19 protein-coding genes, 1 pseudogene and 1 riboswitch are annotated in these 24,118 nt (G+C 38.4%); of the genes and pseudogenes, 14 read left to right on the top strand and 6 right to left on the bottom strand.

The window, feature by feature from the left end:
- Position 1: 1 nt before the first annotated feature.
- The 4 genes from FA727_RS21110 to FA727_RS21100 all read left to right on the top strand — a co-directional run bounded on the left by FA727_RS21110 (position 2) and on the right by FA727_RS21100 (position 2,618).
- Positions 2–292 (top strand): alpha/beta hydrolase, encoded by a 291-nt coding sequence (locus tag FA727_RS21110; RefSeq protein WP_136833468.1) that lies wholly within the window; start codon positions 2–4, stop codon positions 290–292.
- A 1-nt stretch (position 293) separates the two neighbouring features.
- Entirely contained in the window at positions 294–470 is a 177-nt protein-coding gene (locus FA727_RS24575) for an NAD-dependent epimerase/dehydratase family protein (protein WP_206663851.1), read from the top strand.
- 120 nt (positions 471–590) lie between these two features.
- Positions 591–935 carry a Rossmann-fold NAD(P)-binding domain-containing protein gene (locus FA727_RS24570; protein WP_206663850.1) on the top strand — a complete coding sequence of 115 codons (345 nt, stop codon included), beginning with the start codon at positions 591–593 and terminating at the stop codon, positions 933–935.
- A gap of 414 nt (positions 936–1,349) precedes the next feature.
- Positions 1,350–2,618: a mechanosensitive ion channel family protein gene (locus tag FA727_RS21100; protein ID WP_136833467.1), complete on the top strand. Its 1,269-nt coding sequence runs from the start codon at positions 1,350–1,352 to the stop codon at positions 2,616–2,618.
- 55 nt (positions 2,619–2,673) lie between these two features.
- Here FA727_RS21100 and FA727_RS21095 read toward each other — a convergent pair whose 3' ends face one another.
- From FA727_RS21095 to FA727_RS21085, 3 genes are all read right to left on the bottom strand, one after another.
- Positions 2,674–3,399: a gamma-glutamyl-gamma-aminobutyrate hydrolase family protein gene (locus FA727_RS21095; protein ID WP_136833466.1), complete on the bottom strand. Its 726-nt coding sequence runs from the start codon at positions 3,397–3,399 to the stop codon at positions 2,674–2,676.
- Positions 3,400–3,526: 127 nt separating this feature from the next.
- Positions 3,527–4,765, bottom strand: coding sequence for a competence protein CoiA family protein (locus tag FA727_RS21090; RefSeq protein WP_136833465.1), 1,239 nt, complete (start codon positions 4,763–4,765; stop codon positions 3,527–3,529).
- A 459-nt stretch (positions 4,766–5,224) separates the two neighbouring features.
- Positions 5,225–6,778, bottom strand: coding sequence for an ABC-F family ATP-binding cassette domain-containing protein (locus tag FA727_RS21085; RefSeq protein ID WP_136833464.1), 1,554 nt, complete (start codon positions 6,776–6,778; stop codon positions 5,225–5,227).
- A gap of 689 nt (positions 6,779–7,467) precedes the next feature.
- On the opposite strand from FA727_RS21085, the gene FA727_RS21080 reads away from it, so the two are divergent.
- Entirely contained in the window at positions 7,468–8,130 is a 663-nt protein-coding gene (locus tag FA727_RS21080) for an acetate uptake transporter (protein ID WP_136833463.1), read from the top strand.
- A 71-nt stretch (positions 8,131–8,201) separates the two neighbouring features.
- On the opposite strand, the gene FA727_RS21075 is transcribed toward FA727_RS21080, so the two are convergent.
- Positions 8,202–8,981, bottom strand: a complete 780-nt coding sequence (locus FA727_RS21075) for a formate/nitrite transporter family protein (protein ID WP_136833547.1) — start codon at positions 8,979–8,981, stop codon at positions 8,202–8,204.
- A 228-nt stretch (positions 8,982–9,209) separates the two neighbouring features.
- Between FA727_RS21075 and FA727_RS21070 the strand changes: the two genes are divergently transcribed.
- From FA727_RS21070 to FA727_RS21040, 8 genes and pseudogenes are all read left to right on the top strand, one after another.
- Positions 9,210–10,277, top strand: coding sequence for an HD-GYP domain-containing protein (locus FA727_RS21070; RefSeq protein WP_136833462.1), 1,068 nt, complete (start codon positions 9,210–9,212; stop codon positions 10,275–10,277).
- Between the two features lie 241 nt (positions 10,278–10,518).
- Positions 10,519–12,750, top strand: a complete 2,232-nt coding sequence (locus FA727_RS21065) for a DEAD/DEAH box helicase (RefSeq protein WP_136833546.1) — start codon at positions 10,519–10,521, stop codon at positions 12,748–12,750.
- A 95-nt stretch (positions 12,751–12,845) separates the two neighbouring features.
- A riboswitch (cyclic di-GMP riboswitch) is annotated at positions 12,846–12,930 on the top strand.
- Between the two features lie 76 nt (positions 12,931–13,006).
- Entirely contained in the window at positions 13,007–14,983 is a 1,977-nt protein-coding gene (locus FA727_RS21060) for a methyl-accepting chemotaxis protein (RefSeq protein ID WP_136833461.1), read from the top strand.
- Positions 14,984–15,156: 173 nt separating this feature from the next.
- Positions 15,157–15,651, top strand: a complete 495-nt coding sequence (locus FA727_RS21055; RefSeq protein ID WP_136833460.1) for a MarR family winged helix-turn-helix transcriptional regulator — start codon at positions 15,157–15,159, stop codon at positions 15,649–15,651.
- 162 nt (positions 15,652–15,813) lie between these two features.
- Positions 15,814–16,694 (top strand): annotated as a pseudogene (locus tag FA727_RS25135) (MMPL family transporter); the annotation flags it as partial.
- 96 nt (positions 16,695–16,790) lie between these two features.
- Positions 16,791–18,737: an MMPL family transporter gene (locus FA727_RS21050; RefSeq protein ID WP_368732012.1), complete on the top strand. Its 1,947-nt coding sequence runs from the start codon at positions 16,791–16,793 to the stop codon at positions 18,735–18,737.
- A gap of 998 nt (positions 18,738–19,735) precedes the next feature.
- Entirely contained in the window at positions 19,736–21,130 is a 1,395-nt protein-coding gene (locus tag FA727_RS21045) for an L-cystine transporter (RefSeq protein ID WP_136833459.1), read from the top strand.
- Between the two features lie 205 nt (positions 21,131–21,335).
- Positions 21,336–22,328 carry a ketoacyl-ACP synthase III gene (locus FA727_RS21040; RefSeq protein ID WP_136833458.1) on the top strand — a complete coding sequence of 331 codons (993 nt, stop codon included), beginning with the start codon at positions 21,336–21,338 and terminating at the stop codon, positions 22,326–22,328.
- Between the two features lie 120 nt (positions 22,329–22,448).
- On the opposite strand, the gene FA727_RS21035 is transcribed toward FA727_RS21040, so the two are convergent.
- Positions 22,449–22,841 carry a GtrA family protein gene (locus tag FA727_RS21035; protein ID WP_136833457.1) on the bottom strand — a complete coding sequence of 131 codons (393 nt, stop codon included), beginning with the start codon at positions 22,839–22,841 and terminating at the stop codon, positions 22,449–22,451.
- A 115-nt stretch (positions 22,842–22,956) separates the two neighbouring features.
- Positions 22,957–23,214 carry a phosphatidylglycerol lysyltransferase domain-containing protein gene (locus tag FA727_RS21030; protein ID WP_136833456.1) on the bottom strand — a complete coding sequence of 86 codons (258 nt, stop codon included), beginning with the start codon at positions 23,212–23,214 and terminating at the stop codon, positions 22,957–22,959.
- Positions 23,215–23,433: 219 nt separating this feature from the next.
- Here FA727_RS21030 and FA727_RS21025 point away from each other — a divergent pair, with 219 nt between their 5' ends.
- The gene (locus FA727_RS21025) at positions 23,434–24,105 is read left to right on the top strand and encodes a protein kinase family protein (protein WP_136833455.1); all 672 of its coding nucleotides are present in this window, start codon (positions 23,434–23,436) and stop codon (positions 24,103–24,105) included.
- Positions 24,106–24,118 lie beyond the last annotated feature (13 nt).

Genomic DNA, 24,118 nt, shown 5'->3' with positions numbered 1-24,118 from the left:
CGTGGAAGCAGGGAAAATGTATGCAGGTGGGGCAGCCCCCCATAATCCGCAGGTGAGCCCGATTTATGGGTCCCTAGAAGGGTTAGGGCAGTTGACCGTTTTTGCTGGGACAGATGAGATTATGTTGCCTGATGCAAGGCGCTTGAATCAGCTTGCAAACGCGAGCGAATCGAAGATCGGATATTTTGAATATCCGGGTATGTTTCATGCCTGGCCCATTTTTCCCATCCCTGAGGCTAGGCAAGCCATCGAGCAAGTAAGGAGCATTGTGAGAGGAGGAGAACATTGTTAAGATGAAAAAAGCTGTCATTTTTGGAGCGAGTGGGTTCGTAGGATCTAATCTTCTGGAACAATTGCTGATCAATGATGAATATGTACAAGTAACGGCCATTGTTCGAAGAAGCTTGCCGGTCAACCATCCGAAGTTAAAGATACTAATCGGGGATTTTAATACTTTGCTTGACTTGTAGAATCAGATTGAGGCGGATGAAGTATTCATTACTCTTGGTGGTACAACACCACAGATTGATCATGATTATCCGATTTTTGCCGCACAAGTTGCCAAAGAAAAGGGAGCGAAATCCGTTTTCGTGGTTACCGCAGTAGGTGCCAGCGTACATTCACGTATGTCCTATGTGAAAATTAAAGGTGAAATTGAGCGAGATTTGATTACATTGGATTTTGAACATACCCATATCTTCCGTCCATCCATGATTATGGGGAACCGAGGGGAGTTTCATCTGGTAGAAAAAATCATGATGGCCTTATGGAGAATTCTTAACCCATTTTTCATAGGAGGAATGAGCCGCTATAAAGGGATGGAAGCAAAAAACATTGCAAGAGCAATGATCTACGCAGCAAAAAATCGATTTGAGAAAGTAAAGGTATATCATTGGAAAGATATGAATGATTTATTGCTGAACAATAAGGGATAATCTTGGAATGCTGCATAATATTTTTAGGTGATGGAACATAGGCCCGATTCCACTAAGTTAGGAAGAGGGCAAAAAAACCAATCTCTCATTTATTGCCACATGCACTTCACGCACGTCGAAACGCCTCGAAGTTAGTGCCAAAAAATTAGAATCTGCAATAAGCATTTAACCGATGTGGCGTATGTGGCGTATCTCGTGTTAAAAGAAGGCAACTAACCTTTATTAGGGGAAGCTGCCTTTTTGGCGATTCCTGCCACGTCGGAACACTTCTTTTTGACTAACCGGAGCGAAGGGAAACGTTACACCTCAGGGGCTAAGGCCTCATTTTTTCGTAATCGATGACGTAGGAATTGACAGGTTAACCACTTTCCTCGTAAAGTTGCTTATAATGCAAATTATTACGGAGGAGAACAAATGCAATTCATTAATAATATGCTGCTGGATATGGAATTAGATCCTAGATTAGTAGAATATCTTGCGATTATCATCAAGATTCTGTTGATTGGGCTAATCTGTATTGTGGCGAATTTTATTTCAAAGAAAATCGTGATCAGGATCATCACACGTATCGTGACAAGGTCCAAAGTCAAGTGGGGTCCAATCATTTTGGAAAGACAAGTATTCCGAAAGTTATCCCATATTGTTCCTTCGATTATTATTTATTCGTTTGCTTCAACTTTTCCAACCTATGAAACAACCATTGAGAAGTTGGCTATTGCCTATACAATTATTGTCGGATTGGTGTTTTTACAGAGCTTACTAAATGCGCTAAATGATATATATCAAACCTTTGAAATCTCCAAGGTTAAGCCGATTAAAGGGTATATTCAGGTGGTTAACATTATTATCATGACGATTGGGTTCATTTTAGTCATCTCGAACCTAATAGGAAAGAGTCCTCTTATTCTATTAAGTGGGATTGGTGCTCTCTCAGCTGTTGTGATGTTAGTGTTTAAAGATTCGTTATTAGGACTAGTGGCAGGAATACAGTTGACGGCGAATGATATGGTTCGGGTTGGTGACTGGATTGAAATGCCGAAATATGGAGCAGATGGGGATGTTATTGATATTTCTTTGAACACTGTAAAGGTTCAAAATTTCGATAAAACGATTACGATGCTCCCGAGTTATGCTCTTATTTCCGATTCCTTTAAGAACTGGAGAGGGATGCAAAGCTCAGGCGGTCGACGAATCAAGCGAGCTTTGTATATAGATACCAGTAGTATCACGTTTTGCAACGAGGAAATGATTGAGAAGTTTTTAAAAGTTCATTACCTTTCTGACTACATTATTCAGAAGGAAAGAGAAATTACCGAGTACAATGCCAAAAATCAAATCAATCGGGACAATCCTGTGAACGGTAGGGCCCTTACCAATATCGGTGTATTTAGAGCGTATATCAGCCATTATCTCAAAAATCACGATGGAATCAACCAGAATATGGGCTTAATCGTTAGACAGCTGGAACATAGTGAACATGGGTTACCTTTGGAAATCTATGCATTTACAAAATCTGTTGAGTGGGCAGTGTATGAATCTGTGCAATCTGATATCTTCGACCATCTTTTTGCAGTGGCGCCTGAGTTTGGACTAAGAGTATTCCAGAATCCATCTGGGGCTGATTTAAGAAACATGGTGGAAGAATCGAGTAACAAAGACTTGGTTGAAGAAAGAAGCTATTAATATCGCAACAAAACCGACTGGATGAGCATTTCACAGTCGGTTTTTCTATTAATATTTAAATACCGAGTACTTGAGCCTTTTTCTTACAAGCTTTAACAAAATCATCAAAAATGGATATGGACGGCCCATCCTTTTTTACGGTCATACATTCAGGATGCCATTGTACTCCTAGGACAAAGGAATGCTTTCTACTTTCAAAAGCCTCAATAGCCCCATCCGATGACCTTGCGCACACTTCAAAGTTTTCCGGAACTTTTCGGACTGCCTGGTGATGAAAGCTATTCACCTTGAATTTTTCTGCTTGAGTGATCCTGTACAGTAAAGAATCTTTGTTTACATCAACATAATGGGATGCATGCCAGATTGGAGCTTTTTGCGAGTGTTGTAAAAGGGTTCCAGGATACTGCGCATGGATATCCTGATAAATATCTCCACCAGCTACAATACTTAGGACTTGGCACCCCCTGCAAATAGCTAGAATGGGCTTATCAAGGGCTAGGGCTTTCTTGATCATGCTTATTTCAAAGGCATCCCTTTCTGGATAGACACTTCCGAGATTAGGATGAGGCTCTTCACCAAATAAGGTTGGGTCCACATCATTTCCTCCTGTAACCAGTAACCCATCCATTTTTTCTACTAATAAATCAATATTTTCTCCATCTAATAGATTGGGAAGAACAATAGGAATTGCTCCAGCTCCTACTACTGAATTGATATTGTCCATGGAAACGGAGAGATGGCGACCTTCTAAATCTGAAGTAATACCTATAATTGGTTTCATATAACACCTCTTTTGGATGATGATTATTGATACTATCCTATTCATAAAATAAGAACTTTAATACATTTAGTTAATTGATAGATTTATACACTACTGTTTTAGGATACTTGTTAGTTTAGTACAGTAATCAAATCTTCCTCTTGTCTAAAATCGCTTTCAGTTCATTAAACGAATGGCAATCATGTTCAAGTACTAGTTCCCAAACCAATTTTGAATTCTTAGGACCGACGCTAGAGAGCATGTATTTACTCCATAATTCCATTTGCTCTTTCTGCGTTAATCCAATTCTGTGTTTTAGAAGAACTTTTAGATCACTATAAGTGAAATTCTCCTCTGAAGGGGTAAAAGAAGTTCTTCGTTCTTCCAATTCTTTTAAGTGTATTTGCTTTCTTTCATTTTCTTGCCTCAATTGTTCCTCGTGTTCTTTTTTCTTTTGAATAAGGATCTCATTAAAATGATTCCTTAGTTGAAGGTCTATATCTGGATTACTTAATTTAAATCCATCGTCTATAACAAGAGCTTCAGAAAAAGATATTTCGTAGCCTCGATTTAGTAGGAATGCACGATAAGGTCTTACAATTCGATCTTTTAGAAAACGTTGGACCTTTACAATTAGTTTATCTTCAGTTGAAAAAATGTAGTAAAGGCTTCTTACATCTATCTCTTTGTTAAGCGTAGTAGAAGGGTAGTTAAAGTATTTAAAGAACATAGAATCTTTCATATTTTCCTCAATCAGTCTATCCCAACGTTCATCTTCTTTTGTTTTTGCCGATATTGCGAGTTCTGCATCCCATAAAACCATACTATTCTTTTCTAATTCAATTGATTGCTCCTTCATTTCAATAAACCATATAGGTTCTAGTCCTTGTTCTACAAAATATTCATGTCTATTTATTATGTCCTGTGCTAGTTTGCTATCTTGAGAAGGACTTACATTTGTAATGACTGAGATTGAATATGCTCTGTCATTAACCTTCACCGAAATATCTGGATAATATTTATAACTAGGATTCGCTTTGTAACCGTAATTCACAATAACGTTAGGATTAATCTTTGCTTTAATGGATAACTCATCATAAATGATATCTACTAGAACTTTATGAATTTTTGTTTCTCGTTCATTTTGTTTTTCATATCTTTTTTCTGCTCTATCAATTTTCCTTGATTCTTCACAAGCCTCAGAATGCTGATGGGAAAAATATAGCCCTTTTATATCGCCAAATTTAACAATTAACTTTGCTTCACAATACGGACACTTATACAAACTCTTATTTGCTAGTTTTTTATAATTTTCTACTGCGTCTCTAGATGTTGAATATGGGAGTTGAACAATTTCTTCGTCGATGACGTGGATTGCTTCTCTCATTTTCTCACCTCAGTTATTTTTTCATTTCAAGAGATACACTGGTGATGTGGATAATTAATTGGATGTTATTTCGATGGGCCTAAATCATTTGGTGTAAGGTGTGTAAGGAGCTATTGATCTCATTTCAATCGAGTGAAAATGGATTATATTTACAATATTCGACAAATAATAAGTAAATTCCTTCCTTAATTTCACTATTTTGTACATAGCGGTTATATCCTTGAAGCGATAAGAAAGACCACTGTTTTTGCTGCATTAAGCGTCACAAAACGTGGAACACAAGCTTCCTATCCAGGTCCTGAAATATTAGGGAAGTTTATGAAGGAAAGAGTTTTAAATAGGGAAATTTGAAAAAGGCATTTGGGAATAAGCGTATTCCTAAATGCCTTTTGAGTTTGCTGAAATTCATTTTTAGAACGGGACGAGGGACCTGTCCCCGTGGCCGCCGCCTTGTCTCGTTTAAAATACTTTCGTTGTCCAGTCTTCACAGTTCCAAATATCTGTCGCAATTTCACGATAGAAATCAGGTTCGTGGGATACCATTAAGATACTTCCGCGATATGCCTTTAGAGCACGCTTCAATTCTTCTTTTGCGTCCACATCTAAGTGGTTGGTAGGCTCATCTAGAATTAATAAATTTGTTTCTGTGTTAATAATTTTACACAAACGAACTTTGGCTTTTTCGCCACCAGAAAGGACTTGGACTTTACTTTCAATATGTTTCGTCGTTAATCCACATTTTGCAAGAGCAGCACGAACTTCAGCTTGATTCATACTTGGGAACTCGCTCCAAATCTCTTCTATACAGGTGTTGGAGTTGTTCTCTTTCACTTCCTGCTCGAAGTAACCGATGTATTGATATTCACCGCGTTCCACTTTTCCTGAAATCGGTTTAATCAACCCAAGAATACTTTTTAAAAGAGTAGACTTACCAATACCGTTTGCACCTACGAATGCAATCTTTTGTCCACGTTCCATTTTCAAATTCAGTGGGCGAGAAAGTGGTTCATTGTAACCAATAACCAGATCTTCAGCCGTGAAAATATAACGACTAGCAGCACGAGCTTCTTTGAAGTTAAACTCTGGTTTCGGCTTCTCTTTCCCTAATTCAATAACTTCCATTTTGTCGAGCTTCTTCTGACGGGACATCGCCATATTACGAGTCGCAACACTTGCCTTGTTACGAGCAACGAAATCTTTCAAATCAGCAATTTCTTGTTGTTGACGCTTGTAAGCAGATTCTAGCTGTTGTTTCTTCATTTCATGTATTTTTACGAAGTTATCATAGTCACCAGCATAACGATTCAATTCTTGGTTTTCCATGTGATAAATTAAATTAACTACATTATTCAAGAATGGAATATCATGTGAAATCAAGATAAATGCATTCTCATATTCCTGTAAATAGCGCTTCAGCCATTCGATATGCTGTTCATCCAAATAGTTCGTAGGCTCATCTAGTAATAGAATTTCGGGCTTTTCTAGCAAAAGCTTAGCTAGCAAAACTTTCGTACGTTGACCACCACTAAGATCATCTACATCTCGGTCGAGCCCAACATCGTCTAATCCTAGTCCGCGAGCAACTTCCTCAACTTTTGAATTAATTTGATAAAAATCATTACTATCTAGCGTTTCTTGTAGCTCTCCAACTTCGGCAAGTAAGGCATCGATATCAGCGCCTTCATCACCCATTTTTCCATAAAGTTCATTGATCTCTGTTTCAGCATCAAAAAGATATTGAAAAGCAGAACTCAAAGCATCACGCATCGTAGTACCTTTTTGAAGTACAGCATGCTGATCTAAATAACCAACACGAACTTTTCGTGACCACTCCACTTTTCCCTCGTCAGGTTGTAGATTCCCGGTAACGATATTCATGAAAGTAGACTTACCTTCACCATTTGCACCAACTAGTCCGACGTGCTCGCCTTTTAAAAGTCGAAAAGACACATTATTAAAAATTGCACGGTCACCGAAACCGTGACTTAAATTTTGTACATTTAATACGCTCATTTTCTTAACCCCTTATCTATTGTCACATGTGGATATCTTACTAAATTTAGAATGTTTTTTCTATCTTGAAGTTATATTTTTGTAAAAATGTTATTTGGTTTTTAAGGGTAATTGAAGTCTGCCCCTTGTTAATTAACCGGTGAGTCACAATAGTCCAGAGTCTATTATACAACCGAACCAGGATGTAAGATATGAGGTTTTCCTATGTGGGAATAGTTGTACAAAAAATGAAAGAATTGGTTGGATTCTTAACTAAGAGACTACGCAGACGAAGCATCTTATGTTTCTGATTTGGAGGACGCTGGCGTTTTTTACCATTGAAAAATAGGCGGAAAAATTCCGGCTAAATCAAGAAATTCACCTATTCCCCTTACAAATAGGAGGAATTTTTCCGGTTTAGCTATACATTTTTATGATTTTAAGGCTCTTTAGGTCATTTAAGCGGAAAATGTCCGCCGAATTTAGCTAATATTCATTCATTTTTCAAATTAAACGGAATTTCTCCGGTTGAGTGGGGACACCTGTCGAAAATCAAAAAATCAAGAATAAACAATAACAGAGGCTATACTAAAAAAGACTTTGTGAATTTTCCCTAAAACTTCGGAATGGAAATAGTAGATTATATAGACAAAACGTATGATTTTCTGTATCTTAAGTAAGGCATATTTCTAAGGAGGAATTAGACATCATTGAATACTCAAAATCATACCTCAGTAAAAATCGTTACAGCTGATCCATCTGCACTTGGGCTGTTTGGTTTAGCAATTGTTACACTTGTAGCATCATCACAAAAATTAGGACTGACAGAAGGCACTGCATTGATCCTGCCGTGGGCTTTCTTTTTAGGTGGTCTTGCACAATTGATTGCAAGTATCTTAGATTCAAAAAAGAATAATGTATTTGGAACAACGGCATTTGGAGCTTTTGGCTTATTTTGGTTTGGTGTCGGAACAACATGGTTGATTCAAATGGGTGCTTTAGGTGAAAAGGTCCTTGCTAACGCGGATTCGAAACAGTTAGGTGTTGCATTTATCGGTTATTTAATTTTCAGCTTATTTATGACGGTCGGTGCAATGGAAACCCATAAAGTACTGTTTTTTATTTTTGTACTATTTGATTTCTTATTCATCGGATTGTCCCTAAGCTCATTTGATATTATGTATGAATTTTCACATATGCTTGCAGCAATCTCTGAATTGTTCATTGCTTTACTATCATTTTATGGTTCTGCAGCAGCAGTTTTAAATACACATTTTGGGCAAGTGGTTTTACCAGTAGGTAAACCATTTGGCATATTTACAAAACAAAATAAAAGAGAAACGAAAACTGAAAAACAGTTCAAAATTAGTTAAGCACCTATACATCTTAATATTCGTATTTTAGAGCACCTCCATTGGGGATGCTCTTTATTTTTTATTGCTTTTTAATCTGTAAAAAAGGGCTTATTGGCATAGTAATACATGGTTGCCATCATCAACTCGCCGCCTATTAGGTTTCCGATCGTAACAGGAATTAAATTTCGAATCATTCCAGCGACAGAAATCGTTTCAGGATGTTGATGAACAAGAGCGATAGCAAAGGTACACATATTTGCGATACTATGTTCATATCCCGAGATGAAGAAACAAAAGACAAATAGCATCATGGAGAACATTTTCGCTCCGTTCTCCACAAAGGACATCGGAATAAAGAACGCTAAACAAACCAACCAATTACAAAGGATACCCCTGAAGAATAATTGAGGTAGAGACGCATGAAGTTTGTGTTCCACAACGCTCATGAGGAAGGTAGTCGATTCCGTCGTTTCGAATAACCCTGTTACATAGATCAAAAAAGCGAAAACAATTGCACCGATAATATTTCCGATGTAGCTATAAAGTAATAAATGAAATACTTGCTGCCATTTCATTCGGTTCCTTAAGGCACTAAAGGTATAGTAAAAAGTATTCCCTGTAAATAAATCACCGCCACCAAATGCAATCAAGATAATCGCTGCACCAAAAGTCAAAGCAGCCATAGGGTATGCAAGAGGTGACTTAATCAAATAAAATAAATTCCCTGTTTTAAAAGCTACTATAACACCAAATCCAATGAACATACTGGCAAGCACGGCTCTAGAAATATAACGGGCTCGGCTTTGTTCGAAGATTTTTAGTTTTTTCATTGCTAGCTTTTCAACTTCAAGCAATGGTTTCGTTTCCATAAAATCACCCATTTCTAAATTTCCCAACCTAACGTTTTTTTATTTTCAAATTTTGCGATTGTGCCCGTTTAACTAGATAAATCTCAAAAGTCTCTCACTAGTTATAGTTATTTAATATTTTTTAATATTAATATAATTTTATTCTTTTATTCACATGACTAAAGAACTATACTGGAATTATAAGGTATTTGAATATTGGCGATTCCATTACCAATTGTGGAGGATAACATGCGGCTTGTTTCTCTTAATAGTTGTGAAGAAGGCCTAATTCTTGCTAGGCCTATTTTTGATGAAAATAATCGGGTTTTGCTTAATGAAGGAAGTATTCTTTCCGATGCCTTTATTCGAAGGCTGAAAGAGAAAAAAATCAATCATCTTTATGTTATATCTGAGATTACCGAAGATATCGGAGAGGTAAATGATAATATTTCACCTCAACTTCGTTTTGAAACAACCAAAAAACTGAACGATGTTTTTTCTGCAATAAAAGAAAATAAGACAGGAAAGAAAACAAGTATTGCTCGAGCGACGACCATTAGAAATCTTACCGATGTCTTTGATAGAATCATGAAAGAATTGATGGATTCAAAATATTTATTAAATATGCTCAGCCATATGCAAACAACAAGTGATGAATTTTTTGAGCATAGTATCAATACCAGTCTTTATTCGATTTGCATGGGGAAATATTTAGGGTTAAAACAAGATGAAATAGAAGTATTAGGGATTGGTGCACTTTTTCATGACATTGGAAAAACACAAAAGACAGAGAGTGAAGGTTCATGGGAGATGCATCCGGAGATCGGCTTTAATTTACTTCGAAGAGAGCCAGAGTTCAACCTACTTATTGCTCACTGTGCCTATCAACATCATGAAAACGTTGATGGAACTGGTTTTCCAAGAGGCATAAGAGGGAGTGAAATTCACCGTTTTGCTAAAATTATCAGTGTAGCTGAAGCCTTCGATCATCTAGTTACAAAAAAGTTCTTACTTCCCCATGAAGCGATGGAAGTAATTTTAGCCAGAACATTTACTCGTTATGATAACACCGTGGTAGATGCCTTTAAAAACTCTGTAGCGATTTATCCAATAGGGGTTACTGTTATCCTTAATTCTGGAGAGACAGGGGTAGTGGTAGGTCATAACAAGCTTCATCCACAACGGCCCAAGGTAAGAATCTTTAAAAATAGCAATGGGCAAAAGCTAAGTAAAGAAGAGTTTTATGATATAGATTTAATGGAATTGCTTAATGTCATGATCGTAAAATGTGATGCAGTCATAGAGAGAAGTAAATAATGTAGGTCTATAGAACTTTAAAAGAAAAGCTGAAAAGGTTAGTGCGGATGATGGAATCTGCTTCCTACTATAGGAAGTCAGTTCTATCCTATTATAATAAAGTAGATTAAAGGACATGAGTCAGTTTCGCACTGAACTTATGTCTTTTCCTTTTGCCTAAATGTGTATGGTATTATAGGTATCCAGATACATGAAACACGTCCCTAATGGAATCTTTAAAGGGAAAAGACAGGTGAGTCAAATTACAACTACGAAAACATATATCAAAGAGTGGCAGCAAGCGCTGCAACAAGAGATAAATTACTTGAAAAAGTTTGGCGGGAGCCGCTATATGGTTACAAATGGAAGGATGTTATCAAGTGATAGCGGGTATAGCTATTATTTTGATACAGCCATCTCATTAAGAATCCCTGTTGGTTCCACGATTAAATTGGAATGGGGCACGATGAAAAGCGGTGGAAAAGTGCTTTCCTCTGAGGGAAGAGGAGTCATTCTTTTATTGGAGAAAAGCTTTGGAGACCTTATCTCAGATGCCTATTTACTTCACGATCCTTGGGAGCTACTGGAGCAATTAATTGAGAGATTAGATGAAATCAAGAAAAGTAAGCAAAAGCGGCTTAGGGTAAAAAGATTAATGAATCCTTCTTCAGAAATCAAGCATCCGAAACAAAAGATTAAGAGTAATGTCCATGAATTGATCTTACGCTCAAAATACAATCCAGTCACATTTGTCTGGGGACCTCCTGGCACGGGAAAAACCTATACCTTAGCTAGAACAGCAGCCAACAAATATCTTCAGCAGAAAAAAGTGTTGATTCTCTCACATAGCAACCAAGCTGTTGATGTGTTGATGGGTGAGCTGACTGATTTTATCAAAAAGAAAGACCAGTTCCGAGAAGGAGATGTGCTCCGTTTCGGCGGGAACGCTCAAGATATGCTAACCGCTCATTTAGAAATAACGACTGGTCAGCTTATGGAAAAAAAGGATCCACTCCTTGCTCAAGATCGAGAGAGACTAATAGAAGAACGGCGCAATTTAAAGAAAGATTTAGCAAGCTCTTTTAACAAGCGAGATTCAGATCAGCTTCTGGAACTTGAAATACAGATTGCAAGAGTGTTGGAAAAAGTACGGAGGAAAGAAGTCGAGTTCATAAAAGAGGCTTTTATTGTTGGAACAACACTTGCAAAGGCAGCAAGTGACAGCGCGATATACGAACAAGAATATGATCTGGTCATTCTCGATGAAGCCAGCATGGCCTATGTTCCACAGGCAGCATTTGCAGCTACCATGGGAAAGCGGGTCATTATTTGCGGGGACTTTAAGCAATTGCCTCCAATTGCATCAAGCAGGGCTCCGCTTGTGGAAAAATGGCTAAAAGAGGATGTGTTTCATCATGCAGGAGTGGTGGAATCGGTGAATGAGGGAGGGCTTCATCCACAGCTTTTATTATTAAACGAACAGCGAAGAATGCATCCTGATATCTCGGCTTTTACCAATCAGTACATCTATCATTCACTGGTAGGAGATCACGAAAGTGTATATAAAAGTAGAAATGAAATTGTAAGCAGGGCTCCTTTTAAAAACAAAGCGGCAGTGCTATTAGATTCCAGTTTCACTGGTTTGCATTGTATTCCCGATCAATCAACCAATTCAAGATTCAACCTTTGGCAGCTGCTCTTATCGTTTCAATTGATTCATGAAGCATATATGGGTGGAACGAAATCGATTGGGTACGTGACACCATACCGGGCTCAGGCAAACTTGATGGAACTGCTGCTTGAAGAAGTCTATGAGGATGAACGCATGCAGGCGGATATTATTGCGGCTACTGCTCACCGGTTCCAGGGGAGTGAACGGGATGTGATGATCTTTGATACGGTTGATGGTGAACCACAAGAACGGGCAGGTATGCTTCTAACCAGCAAGGACAGTGAACGTCTATTGAATGTAGCTATTACCCGAACAAGAGGGAAATTTGTCCACGTCAGCAACAGAAATTTTATTGAAAAGCGTGTTTTTCGGGGGAAAACATTACGGAAACTCGTTGATCACCAGGTCCTGAACAAACAAGTCGTCACGACAAGAGAAATTGGGACATGGATACAGCATCAACACACAAAATTAAGATGGATGCATGCTTTGAAACTGGATGCTGTTTTTCAGGACCTAAAATCGGCAAGGTCATCGATTACGCTCTCATTACCAGAGGGTACGGTGTTGTCTGAAGAATGGATGAAGCAGCTAGTTGACAGAGGAGATCGGGTGAAATGGACCCTGATTTCAGAGGAAATGTGGGGCAAACCTGATACTTGGCTGGACAACTGTTTCCCGTTTCCGTTTGTCATGATTGACGAGAAGGTATTGTGGTTAGGGCTGCCACTTGAAGGTGCCAAAGGAATTCGCCCTCCTTATGTGGCGGCGAGATTGAATTCAAGTAAAGTGTGTGAGTACTTGTTGAAACAGAGAAAATGAGGAAATTTATTCCTCTTTTAGTAAATAATAATGTAGGCCAACTCTACTAGAACCTTCTACCTGCCCTATGCTAGAATTAGTTATTCAAAATGAACTAACGATAAAGGCAAACTTATTGAAAGGTAAGGACGCAAAGCCACAGGCCTAAAGCAGAAATGTGATGGCGGCTGGGTTACCGAATAAGTGGTTTATATCGTTTAAATCCACTCTATTTGGGGTGGGTTTTTTTTAGTGCTAAAAAAGGGGAGTGGCGGGGTTGAAGCTAGTATTTAAAAATACATTCGTAATTAGCTTATTAATTACGATATCGATGATCAGTATTTCTGCTTTTGGTTATCTGAAAGCTAAATCATTTCTGTATGATAGGTTCCAGGATCAGGCTTATGATCAACTAGAGTCTGTAAAAGCGAACATCGATATATGGATACAGGGAAAAGAAGAAACGCTACAGTATATGGCCGAAGCGGATGAGTTAAAAGATAGTGATGTAGCCAAGGTGGATGCTTTAGGGATTCGAATTGCAGAGAGAATGAAAAATCCGGATGGATTTGCCTTTATCGATGCAGCAGGTTTTTTATATCTAGGTGGAGCGAAGATTCCAGCGATTGACTTTCCACATTATATCGGGGGAATGAAGGAGCAGACAACGGCTTATGATCCGGTTCCTTCAGAAACGCCAAGTTTAAATGGAGCTCCGATTGTATTAACGTCTACACCTGTATACGGGCACAATGGAGAGCTTGTTGGGGTTGCTTCTGGTGGATCGCCAATCGAAAGCCTCATCAACATTATTTCGAATATCACGTTAGGTAAAAGTGGATACGTGACAGTCTTTACGAATGATGGAACGATCGTTGCTGGTCAAAATAAAGAAGATACGCTGAATAAGAAAATAGCAGACTATGAAAATAGTGATTTGGATAAATTAGTGGAAAAAAGTATGAATGGGGAAACAGGTGTCATTGAAACGAATTTTAATGGCGAAGATAGTCTGATTTTTTACAGCAAAGCAGGTGAAATGGACTGGGGAATTATGGCTTCGGTTCCTAAAAATGAAGCCTATGCGGATGCGACTTCCTTATTGAATTATTTTATTATCATCACCATTGCCTTCATTGTGTTAGGTGGGATTATTAGTTATGCGATTAACCGTAGATTGATCAAACCGATTAATGAAATCAACGATCGAATCGAAGAACTAGCAAACAACAAAGGCGATCTAACACAAAGATTATCGATTAATCGAAAAGATGAAGTAGGGAAACTAGCAACCAACTTTAATTCCTTGCTAGATAGTTTACAAGATTTAATGGGTGGGATTCTGCAAAAAGGAGAAGTGGTGTCCGAGAACACGACTGCCTTATCCGAAAGAGCAGAGGAAATGGCACAGCTATCTAGTGTTGTGACGAAGAATGTTCAAAAATCAGCAGACATCACAACGGAACAAGAACAAGGAAACAAAAAGAATCTAGAATCGATGCATGTCATTACGCAAAGTGTAGCTGAAATTAAGGACCACTCTTTACTTGTGTCTGAGAAAACAAAACATGCGTATAAAGAGGTTGAAGAAGCGAATGAAGCGATTAAGTCATTCATTAGCCAAATGTCTGAAATTCAGGAATCGGTTAGAAGTTCATCGGAGATTGTAAGGAAATTAGGAAATCGTTCGTCTGAGATTGGCAAGATTGTTGAAATGATTACAGGGATCACAGAACAAACAAATTTACTTGCCTTAAATGCTTCGATTGAGGCAGCACGAGCTGGAGAACATGGAAAAGGATTCGCAGTTGTGGCTAATGAGGTGAAAAAGCTTGCAGAACAATCGGCGGGATCGGCAAAACAAATTTCAGAGCTAGTGAACGAAATTCAGTCAGAGACATCGAATGCTGTGACGGAGATTGAATCTGGAACAAATCGATTCGGAACAGGCATGGAGAGGTTAAGAGATGTCAATGAAAGTCTACAGAATGTCTATCGCTCGACAGAAGAGTCTTCAAATGAAGTAGATATCATTTTTGTAAAAATTGAAAATCTCCTTTCGAAGGTTAAAGATGTGGAACGTGTCATCCATGATAATTTAGGGAAATTCACCGAGTCTACTCAATATATTCGTGAAGTGGCAGCCTCTTCCGAAGAGCAGCTAACATCGATTCAAGATATTACTGCTTCGATTGAAGAAACGGCTCATTTTGCAGAAGAACTGAGAGAGTTGTTGAATCGATTTAAAATATAGAATTTTTGGCCCGATTATCTTTACGGATTGTCGGGTCTTTTTCATTCACCAATTTGTCATTTTTACTAGAGCAATAGTGCTTTATAAATTGACTTAGAAGCCCGGTGGTTTTAAAATAAATCGTATGCGATGTATCGTATACGATTTATTTAAGAGGGGGATGAAACAAAGGGATGGAAAAGGCAGTTTTTATACGAGAATCAATTGACTTTTTACAACAATATTTAATGAAGAGCCTGCAAAAATATGCGGAGGAGAATGGTGTGACGCTCCCCCAAGCGAGAGTAATTGCTGAAGTGTTTGCGAACAAGTCTGTCAGCATCAAAGTGCTTTCGGAAAAATTGAAAATGACACAAAGTACTGTTTCCGATATTGTCGAGCGGCTTACCTCTAAAGGGCTACTCATGAAAACTCAGAACCCGAAAGATAAACGTTCCGTGGTTATTTCGCTTTCTAGTGAACTATCAGAAGGAATCACGGCGAACATTTCGGAAATTAGTACTCTAGCATTATCAGAGGTTTTAAGTCTCTTAAAACCAGAAGAGCAGGAGAAGGTAACAGCGGGGATGGAACTATTGGTTTCTGCTGTGAAGGAAAAGATGAAGCTTGATGGGATGGACCATTATGACTTCTTTGATGTCGTCTACTTTCCTGATAAAAACAAATAAGAAATCGGAGGATGTAAGGTGAGACAGATTATAAAAGGCCGTTGGGCTATACTCGCAATCTGGCTAGTTGCCACGATTGTGCTAACCGTGATACAACCAGATATCAATGCCATCTTACGCTCAAAGGGTCAACAGGGAACCAGCAGTGATAGTCCCTCTGTTATGGCGGACAACATTTTGAAAAAGATGGACACAACAGAAGGGGTTAACAGCTTAATCGTTTTTTACGATAAAGATAAGATTTCTGATAAAGAAATGAAAGAAATCGGTATGGCTGTTGATGAGCTTCGTGATAGCGGCAAAGAGCTTGGGATTGCAGACTTTATTGATCCTTTCAGTATGCCTGAGGCAAAGAGTTCCTTAGTATCTGAAGATGGAACGACTCTGATGGTCAGCTATAAGCTCGATAAACAGGGCAGAGAAGTCGATGATATCAAAGAACAAATTGAAAGTAAGATAGATAGTGTACCCGTTGAATATTATTTGAGCGGGGAAGAGTTTATCAACAATGATTATTTGAAGGCTTCACAATCAGGCGTTGAAAAGAGTGCGGCGTTAACAGTTATTTTTATCCTAGTCGTACTGATTTTGGCATTTAGATCCGTTGTGACACCAGTGATTTCGTTAATCACGGTTGCGATTTCTTACCTTGTTTCAAGGGGATTGCAGCGCAATTAATTGATAAAGCAGGATTTCCAATTACGAGTTTGACGCAGATGCTCTTGGTTCTGATCCTTTTCGGAATTGGGACGGATTACAACATTCTCTTGTTTAACCGTTTTAAAGAAGAACTGTCTCATGGGCATTCAGTGGACGAAGCTATCGTTAATACGTATAAGACAGCTGGTAAAACAATTGCTTACAGTATTTTAACGGTATTTATTGCCTTCTTGGCTCTAATTTTTGCCGAATCACCAATTTACCGTTCTGGTGTAGTTGTGGTGATTGGGGTAAGTATCTTACTGCTAGAAATTGTTACCTTAACGCCGTTTATGATGAAGGTGTTAGGTCAAAAATTGTTCTGGCCTTCTAAAAAAGCAGCGGGTCATAAAGAGAATAAGTTCTGGGGAAAAACTTCTTCCTTTGGTGTGAAGCATCCGATTATTACTACAGCACTCATTATCCTGATCATCGGGCCAATGGTGCTCTTTAATCAGGAAAAGCTGAACTTTGACACGGTTGGAGAGCTAGGGGATAGTTATCCATCCTCAAAAGCGATTAATTTAGTAGCCGATCATTTTGGAAAAGGTCAGGCGATGCCTGCAACAGTAGTGATTGAAGCAGACAAAGCAATGGATAATAATGAATCACTTGCTGTGATTGATGATATAACGGAAAGACTTAAAGCTCTTAAGGGCGTGAAGATGGTTTCTTCTGTTACACAGCCTCAAGGGGAAGCGATTGAAGAATTTTATGTTGATAGTCAAATGGGATCCGTCACAGATGGGTTATCACAAACACAGGGTGGCGTCGATGAGATCAATGATGGCTTGAAACAAGCACAAGAGGGACTCGCCTCAGCTGATTTTTCAAAAGTTGGCGAAATGGTTGATGGTACAGCTAAGCTTGAAACTGGAATGAGTGCTTTGACGGATGGTCTAAAGCAAATCCAAATGGGAATCGATGATGGTTCAAGTAATTCACAATCCATATCCAACGGAATCGCGGAGATTCAGAAGAATCTTGCGTCGATGAGTACGGGCGTTGGTATGCTTGCTGATAACTATGGAAAAATGCAGGCTGGTTATGCGGAGATGGGTACTCATTACCAGAAGGCAGCCGAGGGACTTCTTGGGGTTAAGGGTGCACTTGCACAAATGCAAGGTATGGTGACTGCTTTAGGTAGTAGTTATGAAAATTCAGCGACTGACCCGAGCTATCTAGGATTGAAGCAAACGATCGACACGGTATTGGCTGGATTAAGTGACATTACACCTGAAGGAATTCAGACTTTGAATGCCAATTACAATGCGACCACAGCTGGTTTTAAAACAGCCAATCAAAATCTAACTGCAATGAGCAGTGGTTTAGCACAAATGGCAGCTGGATTGAAAAAGCTAGAATCTGGACTTGAGCAAGCATCTGCAGGAATCGGCACGATTGTGACGAATATGAACAGCGTGACGGATGGATTAGGCCAAATGAAATCAGGTCAGCAGCAACTTGCTGATGGTCTGAATGGATTCAGTGAATTCGGTGAACAATTGTCTGAGGTCAACAATGGTTTAGAACAAATCTCTGATGGATTGGGTCAAACGAATGGTTATCTAGAACAGTTGAACACGAAGACGTTCTTTATGCCTGAAGAAGTGTTGACGAACGAAGACTTTAAGCAGTCTTTCGAGATGTTCATGTCAGAGGACAAAACGATTACGAAAATGACGGTTGTTTTAACCGATGACCCTTACTCTGAACAGGCTTTAGATACGATTGAAGAGATGAATAAGACTGTTTCGGATGGTTTGGAAGGTTCTTATCTTGCAGGTGCAGATAGTGGAACATCTGGTCCAAGTGCAACTACCAATGATATGAACCATATCTTATCGAGTGACTTAACGAAAGCTACAACGATTGTTATTATCGGGGTGTTGCTGGTGTTGTTTGTTGTTATTCGTTCGTTCTGGATACCAGTGTTCATTACGGCGTCTCTTCTTGGAGCGTATTATGCCGCGATGTTCACGATCAATTTCATTTTCATCAATATGATGGGGCTAGAAGGAATATCTTCGTTTGTACCATTCTTCTCGTTCATCATCATCGTATCGTTAGGTGTAGACTATAGTATTTTCTTGATGATGCGATTCAAGGAATATCCGCATTTGCCAGCCAGAGAGGCAATTGTAGAGGCTTCAAGGCATATTGGTGGAGTTATTATCTCAGCTGTGATTATTCTTGGCGGAACGTTCGCTACGCTAATGCCTGCAGGGATCATCCTGTTAGTCGAGCTAGCAATCGCGGTAATCGTAGGCTTAATCATTCTTTGTTTTGTGTTGTTGCCGCTGTTCTTACCGGCATTAATGGCTCTTCCAGCAGCCTTCTATCGACGCAAACAGAGAGATGACAGTCATATTGGAAGATCAGCTTGAGAGATTTATAGTTTTTTGAATACATGTAACCCCCAGGTTGAATGCCTGGGGGTTATTTTGGTTGGTTTTGTGCTGGATATCTTGCTGGTGCTTTGCGATGAGTGGCATGAAGACACTACGGATAGAGTTTCGGTGAATTGTGTTCGCATGAACTTGGCATAAAGACATTAATTGGCTGGAGGGTGTAAACAATGTTCGCATGGAAGCTTCATGAAGACACTAATTGGGTGGAGCGTATGAACAATGTCCGTATGGGAGCGTCATGAAGACACTAATTGGGTGGAGCGTATGAACAATGTCCGCAAGAGAGCGTCATGAAGACACTAATTGGGTGGAGCGTATGAACAATGTCCGCAAGAACTTGGCATAAAGACACTAATTGTCTGGAGCGTGTAAACAATGTCCACATGAACTCGGCATAAAGACAATAATTACAAAAATCCCGTAAGTAATGTCTTCATGAACCTGTAAGGTATGAAGATGAATAGCTAGTTGGATATATGAGTTGTTTTGGAAAGTGCCTTCCGAACGACTCAGAACCCTCTTCGGAACCAAGTTATAGTAAGAAAGCATAATTACTACTACCAATCAAACGTTTGATTGAAATTGCCACGCCGCATATGGGCTGCCACGTTCAACTCCAAAGTTAATTTTTCGTAATGTTATTCTGAAATAGGTAATTGGCCAAAAAGGGTAGAAAACCACCTAAACTATAGGAAGAAAGCAAAAATACACCTACCAATCAAACGTTTGATTGAAATCGCCACGTGGCATATGGGCTGGCGCGTTCAACTCCAAAGTTAATTTTTCGAAACATTTTTGTGAAATAGATTTTTCACCACAAATAGACCCAAAAGGGGCAAAATGTCATTTTATTAAGAAATTCCTCGCCGACCTTCCGAAAAATTCACCAAAAAGTATTTCATACTTTACCAATAGGATTTATTATATTATAGTTATGTTTGTTAAATTATTTTACATAAAAGGAGGAGACCATTTTGAATACGTTTCTAATTATCGTTAATATCGCTATTCTTTTAGCACTCATTATCGGATTATATATTCTTCAAAAGAAACACGTGAAATTCTCAAAACGAGTTTTCATCGGACTTGGTCTTGGTATTTTATTTGGGTTAATTCTTAACCTTGTTTATGGTACAACACATGATGTAACAGCAAAGACAATTGACTGGTTTAGCATTGTCGGGTCTGGTTATGTGAAATTGTTACAAATGGTTGTTATGCCATTAGTATTTATCTCGATTGTTGGAGCGTTTACGAAAGTAAGTCTTTCTAAGAATCTTGGTAAAATTAGTTTTTACGGAATTGGAATTCTATTAGTAACAACAGGGATTGCTGCTGCAATCGGGATCGCTGCTACACTTGGCTTTGGCCTAGATGGTATCGAACTTCAAGCTGGAGATGCTGAAAATGCACGTAATGAAGCACTTGCAGAGCCAATTGCACAAGTTGCAGGATTAACTATTCCTCAACAAATTCTTTCTTTCATTCCAACAAATCCATTTGCTGATTTAGCTGGAACACGTTCAACATCTACAATCGCAGTTGTTATTTTTGCAGCGTTGATCGGAATTGCGTTCTTAGGAATCAAACGTAAGCAACCAGAACAAGCTGAATTATTCGCGAAAATCGTGGATAGTTTATATGCAATCACAATGCGCATTGTGACATTAATTCTACGCATCACTCCTTATGGTGTGTTAGCGTTGATGACAAAAGTAGTCGCAACAAGTAACTTTGATGCGATCGTTAACTTAGGTAAATTCGTAATTGCTTCTTATGTGGCATTGATTGCGATGTTTATCGTACACTTAATCATTATTAGTCTAGCAAAATTAAGCCCTGCAACTTATGTTAAAAAAGGATTACCAGCTTTAACATTTGCATTTACATCTCGTTCAAGTGCAGGTACATTACCACTTAACATCAAAACACAAACTGACGGATTTGGTGTTTCTCAAGCGGTAGCAAACTTTGTTGGACCATTCAGTTTAACAATCGGACAAAATGGATGTGCTGGTATTTACCCAGCAATGTTAGCGGTAATGGTTGCACCAGCTGCTGGTATTAATCCATTAGATCCTGGTTTCATCTTCACATTAATCCTAGTCGTTATCATTAGCTCATTCGGCGTTGCAGGTGTAGGTGGTGGAGCAACATTCGCTTCTCTAATCGTACTTTCTGTACTTAACTTACCTGTAGCAATCGTTGGTCTATTAATCTCTGTTGAACCTCTTATTGATATGGGTCGTACAGCACTAAACGTTAGTGGAAGTATGACTTCTGGTATCTTAACTGGTAAAATTACTGGTGAGTTCGACCAAAATGTATACAACGAAAAAGCTGGCTTAGACGAAGTCGTTGAAGCTTAAGTTTAAGAGTGTGATATAAAAATCGAAGGCAGTTCTCCATTTTATGGGGAACTGCCTTTTTGATTTATTGGGACATCTCCACAGTGCAAATATATGTATGAAGAATAGTATGAATAGAGGTCAAAATGGATTTTTTAGAATGAACGAGAAATTCATTTGTACAAGTTGATAGTGCGTAAAAACGTGTATTGAGGGAGTGAATTGAATGAGTCAATCCAGAGCTCGTATTACTGCGATCGGCACTTATATTCCTGAACGTGTTTTAACAAATGATGATTTAGAAAAAATGGTTGATACAAATAATGAGTGGATTGTTCAAAGATCAGGGATTAAGGAAAGGCGTATCACGAGGGAAAATGAATTCACATCGGATTTATGTATTAAAGCGGTGAAAAATTTAATGCAAAACTACGATAAAACCGTTGACGATGTAGATTTAATTATTGTTGCCACAACTACATCGGATTTTGCATTTCCAAGTGTAGCTTGTCAATTACAAGAAGTATTCAAGATGAAGAGTGCCGGTGCCTTTGATCTGAACGCTGCATGTGCTGGATTTACATATGGATTGCATGTGGCCAACGGTTTAATCTCTTCCGGTCTCCACAAAAAAATATTGGTTATCGGAGGGGAAACTTTATCAAAAGCTTTAGATTACACGGATCGTTCAACTTGTATTCTGTTCGGTGATGGAGCTGGTGCAGTTTTAGTTGAATACGATGAGGAAAATCCAAGTTTTATCTCTAATGTTCTAGGTACAAATGGGAAAGGTGGAATTCATCTTTATCGTTCTGGCTTTTCAAAAGAAATGCATGGTATGAAGTTGATTGGTGATGGAAATTTGGTTCAAAATGGGCGTGAAGTATATAAGTGGGCAGTAAGAACGATTCCCAACGGCATACAATCTTTATTAGCGAAAGCCAATTTAAGGACGGAAGACATTAACTGGTTTGTACCTCATAGTGCAAATTTAAGAATGATTGAATCTATTTGTGAAAAATCAAATATTAGTATGGATCATACATTATATAGTGTTGAAAAAATGGGAAATACCTCATCAGCATCGATCCCATTAGCACTTCACTTGGGAATCAAAGAAGAAAAATTACATTATGGAGATACGATGGTTTTATTTGGTTTTGGAGGTGGACTGACATATACCGGACTTATTGTTAAATGGGGAGTTCCTGATCGGTGAAAGAGGGAATTTCATCATTGAAACGATACATCTGCCAAATAGATATCGTTCAATTTAACTCTGTTCTGCAGAATTACTGTAATGCACATTTAATATTCAGCAAGACAAAGCAAGGAACAATTATGCTCCTTGCTTTGTCTTTTTAAAGGTCCAATAGTTATTCAAAATAAAATTTATAATGGGAATCACCAAGGTTGTGGCCAATTCTCCGATTGCATAATGAAGAGAAAAGACATTCACAATCAAATACATAATCACAAAATTTAATGTGAAGCCAATAGCCGAAACTACTAGGAAGCGCAGCAATTTATCATAAGAAAAATCGCTGCCAAAGGTAAACCTTTTATTCAAGAAAAAAGAAATGACTGTCATGATAATAAAGGAAATAGCTGATGCAAGAACAGGCTCATTGTCAAAAATCTCTACGAAAAGAAAAACGGAAAGAAAATAGATGAGTGTGCTAATGCAACCTACTAAACTATATTTTACAAATCTAAGTGATAGATCCTTCATGATAGCTTCTTAGTCAAGCCCTTCAAAACGCCAACTTCCTTGTTTGGACGACCTTTATAGTTAATTAAAACGAGTAATTGGAACAGCGTTAGCGGCAATGACGTTTTTTTGTACGCTAAATACTTCGGTTCCCAATTGGACGTGAATTTCTTTTAAACTCTTTTAACCCCTTAAAATTGTACATGGAATTGCCGTATAGATACGCAAAACGGATTATTTTTTCACCTGTAAAGGAATGCTTGCAGCTTCCTACATTGGATAAAGGTGTCATGCCCAAGCTACACGTCTGGTACCCGTCATTTTTTGCCCAGTTCAAGATATGAATGAACAAGACATCCATTGTGCCATGAGGACTATCTGAATACTTTCTCATCAGGTCGATGGTCTACTAATTTCTTTAGTAGCCTTTTTAGGAATCCCCTTCCTCAAAAATCCAAATGGATTTTAGGTAGGGGTAGTTCAATGTCAATTCAATAGGAAAAAGGCTCCAGTTCGTGAAAAGTTGAAACATTTTCGAAAGTAATACGTATTTAACCAAAGGATTAATTGGGAAAAATATTAACTATTCGACTGATCATATAGGGGTGAAGAATTGAAGCATCATACTATTGAGGAAGTTTTAAAAGATATTCAAGTCCTTTCTACCAAAGATAATGACCCTGTAATTGTTAAAGGTTTTTCCGAAGTATTAAAATGTGTCGGAATTGGTACAGATGCTGCAGTTTTTCAAATAGAAGATGACACACGCTATGTGTATAAGGTTTTTAGTGATGATAAGCTAGAAACAATGGAAAGGGAGAAGCAGGTTTATGAACATCTGGGTGAATCTCCCTTTTTTCCCATTTACTATGGAGCAGGGAGTAATTTTCTTATTTTGAGCTATGAGAAAGGGATTACTCTTTATGATTGTTTGTTAAAGGGGGTACATATCCCCAAACAAGTGATATGGGATGTGGAAGAAGCGCGTGAATACGCCATATCAAAAGGCTTGAACCCAAGAGATATTCATTTAAAAAACATTCTTTTACATGAAGGAAGAGGGAAGCTTCTTGATGTTTCCGAATACTTAAAAGAAGGAAATGATCATCGCTGGACTTATTTAAAGAAAGGCTATGAAGATTACTATGAATTAATAGACGGCAGAGAAGTGCCTTTATGGCTCATCGAAACGGTGAGAAAGTGGTATAACCTCACGCCGAATGGACAATTGGATTTTCAAGAGTTTGTTCATAAGCTTATAAAGTTATTTCGAAGAATAGGTTAGAAGGAGAGTTCCT

Origin of the sequence: Robertmurraya kyonggiensis (assembly GCF_005116465.1) — a bacterium.
Lineage (GTDB): Bacteria > Bacillota > Bacilli > Bacillales > Cytobacillaceae > Robertmurraya > Robertmurraya kyonggiensis.
The sequence above is the reverse complement of the archived record's forward strand: the minus strand, read 5'-3'. Positions and strand labels throughout refer to the sequence as shown.

Coding starts and splice junctions, on each gene's coding strand:
- FA727_RS24575 (WP_206663851.1), top strand. CDS start 294: ATGAAAAAAGCTGTCATTTTTGGAGCGAGTGGGTTCGTAGGATCTAAT.
- FA727_RS21055 (WP_136833460.1), top strand. CDS start 15,157: ATGGAAAAGGCAGTTTTTATACGAGAATCAATTGACTTTTTACAACAA.
- FA727_RS21050 (WP_368732012.1), top strand. CDS start 16,791: ATGGTGCTCTTTAATCAGGAAAAGCTGAACTTTGACACGGTTGGAGAG.
- FA727_RS21095 (WP_136833466.1), bottom strand. CDS start 3,399: ATGAAACCAATTATAGGTATTACTTCAGATTTAGAAGGTCGCCATCTC.
- FA727_RS21035 (WP_136833457.1), bottom strand. CDS start 22,841: ATGAAGGATCTATCACTTAGATTTGTAAAATATAGTTTAGTAGGTTGC.
- FA727_RS21075 (WP_136833547.1), bottom strand. CDS start 8,981: ATGGAAACGAAACCATTGCTTGAAGTTGAAAAGCTAGCAATGAAAAAA.
- FA727_RS21100 (WP_136833467.1), top strand. CDS start 1,350: ATGCAATTCATTAATAATATGCTGCTGGATATGGAATTAGATCCTAGA.
- FA727_RS21085 (WP_136833464.1), bottom strand. CDS start 6,778: ATGAGCGTATTAAATGTACAAAATTTAAGTCACGGTTTCGGTGACCGT.
- FA727_RS21030 (WP_136833456.1), bottom strand. CDS start 23,214: ATGAGAAAGTATTCAGATAGTCCTCATGGCACAATGGATGTCTTGTTC.
- FA727_RS21090 (WP_136833465.1), bottom strand. CDS start 4,765: ATGAGAGAAGCAATCCACGTCATCGACGAAGAAATTGTTCAACTCCCA.
- FA727_RS21040 (WP_136833458.1), top strand. CDS start 21,336: ATGAGTCAATCCAGAGCTCGTATTACTGCGATCGGCACTTATATTCCT.
- FA727_RS21070 (WP_136833462.1), top strand. CDS start 9,210: ATGCGGCTTGTTTCTCTTAATAGTTGTGAAGAAGGCCTAATTCTTGCT.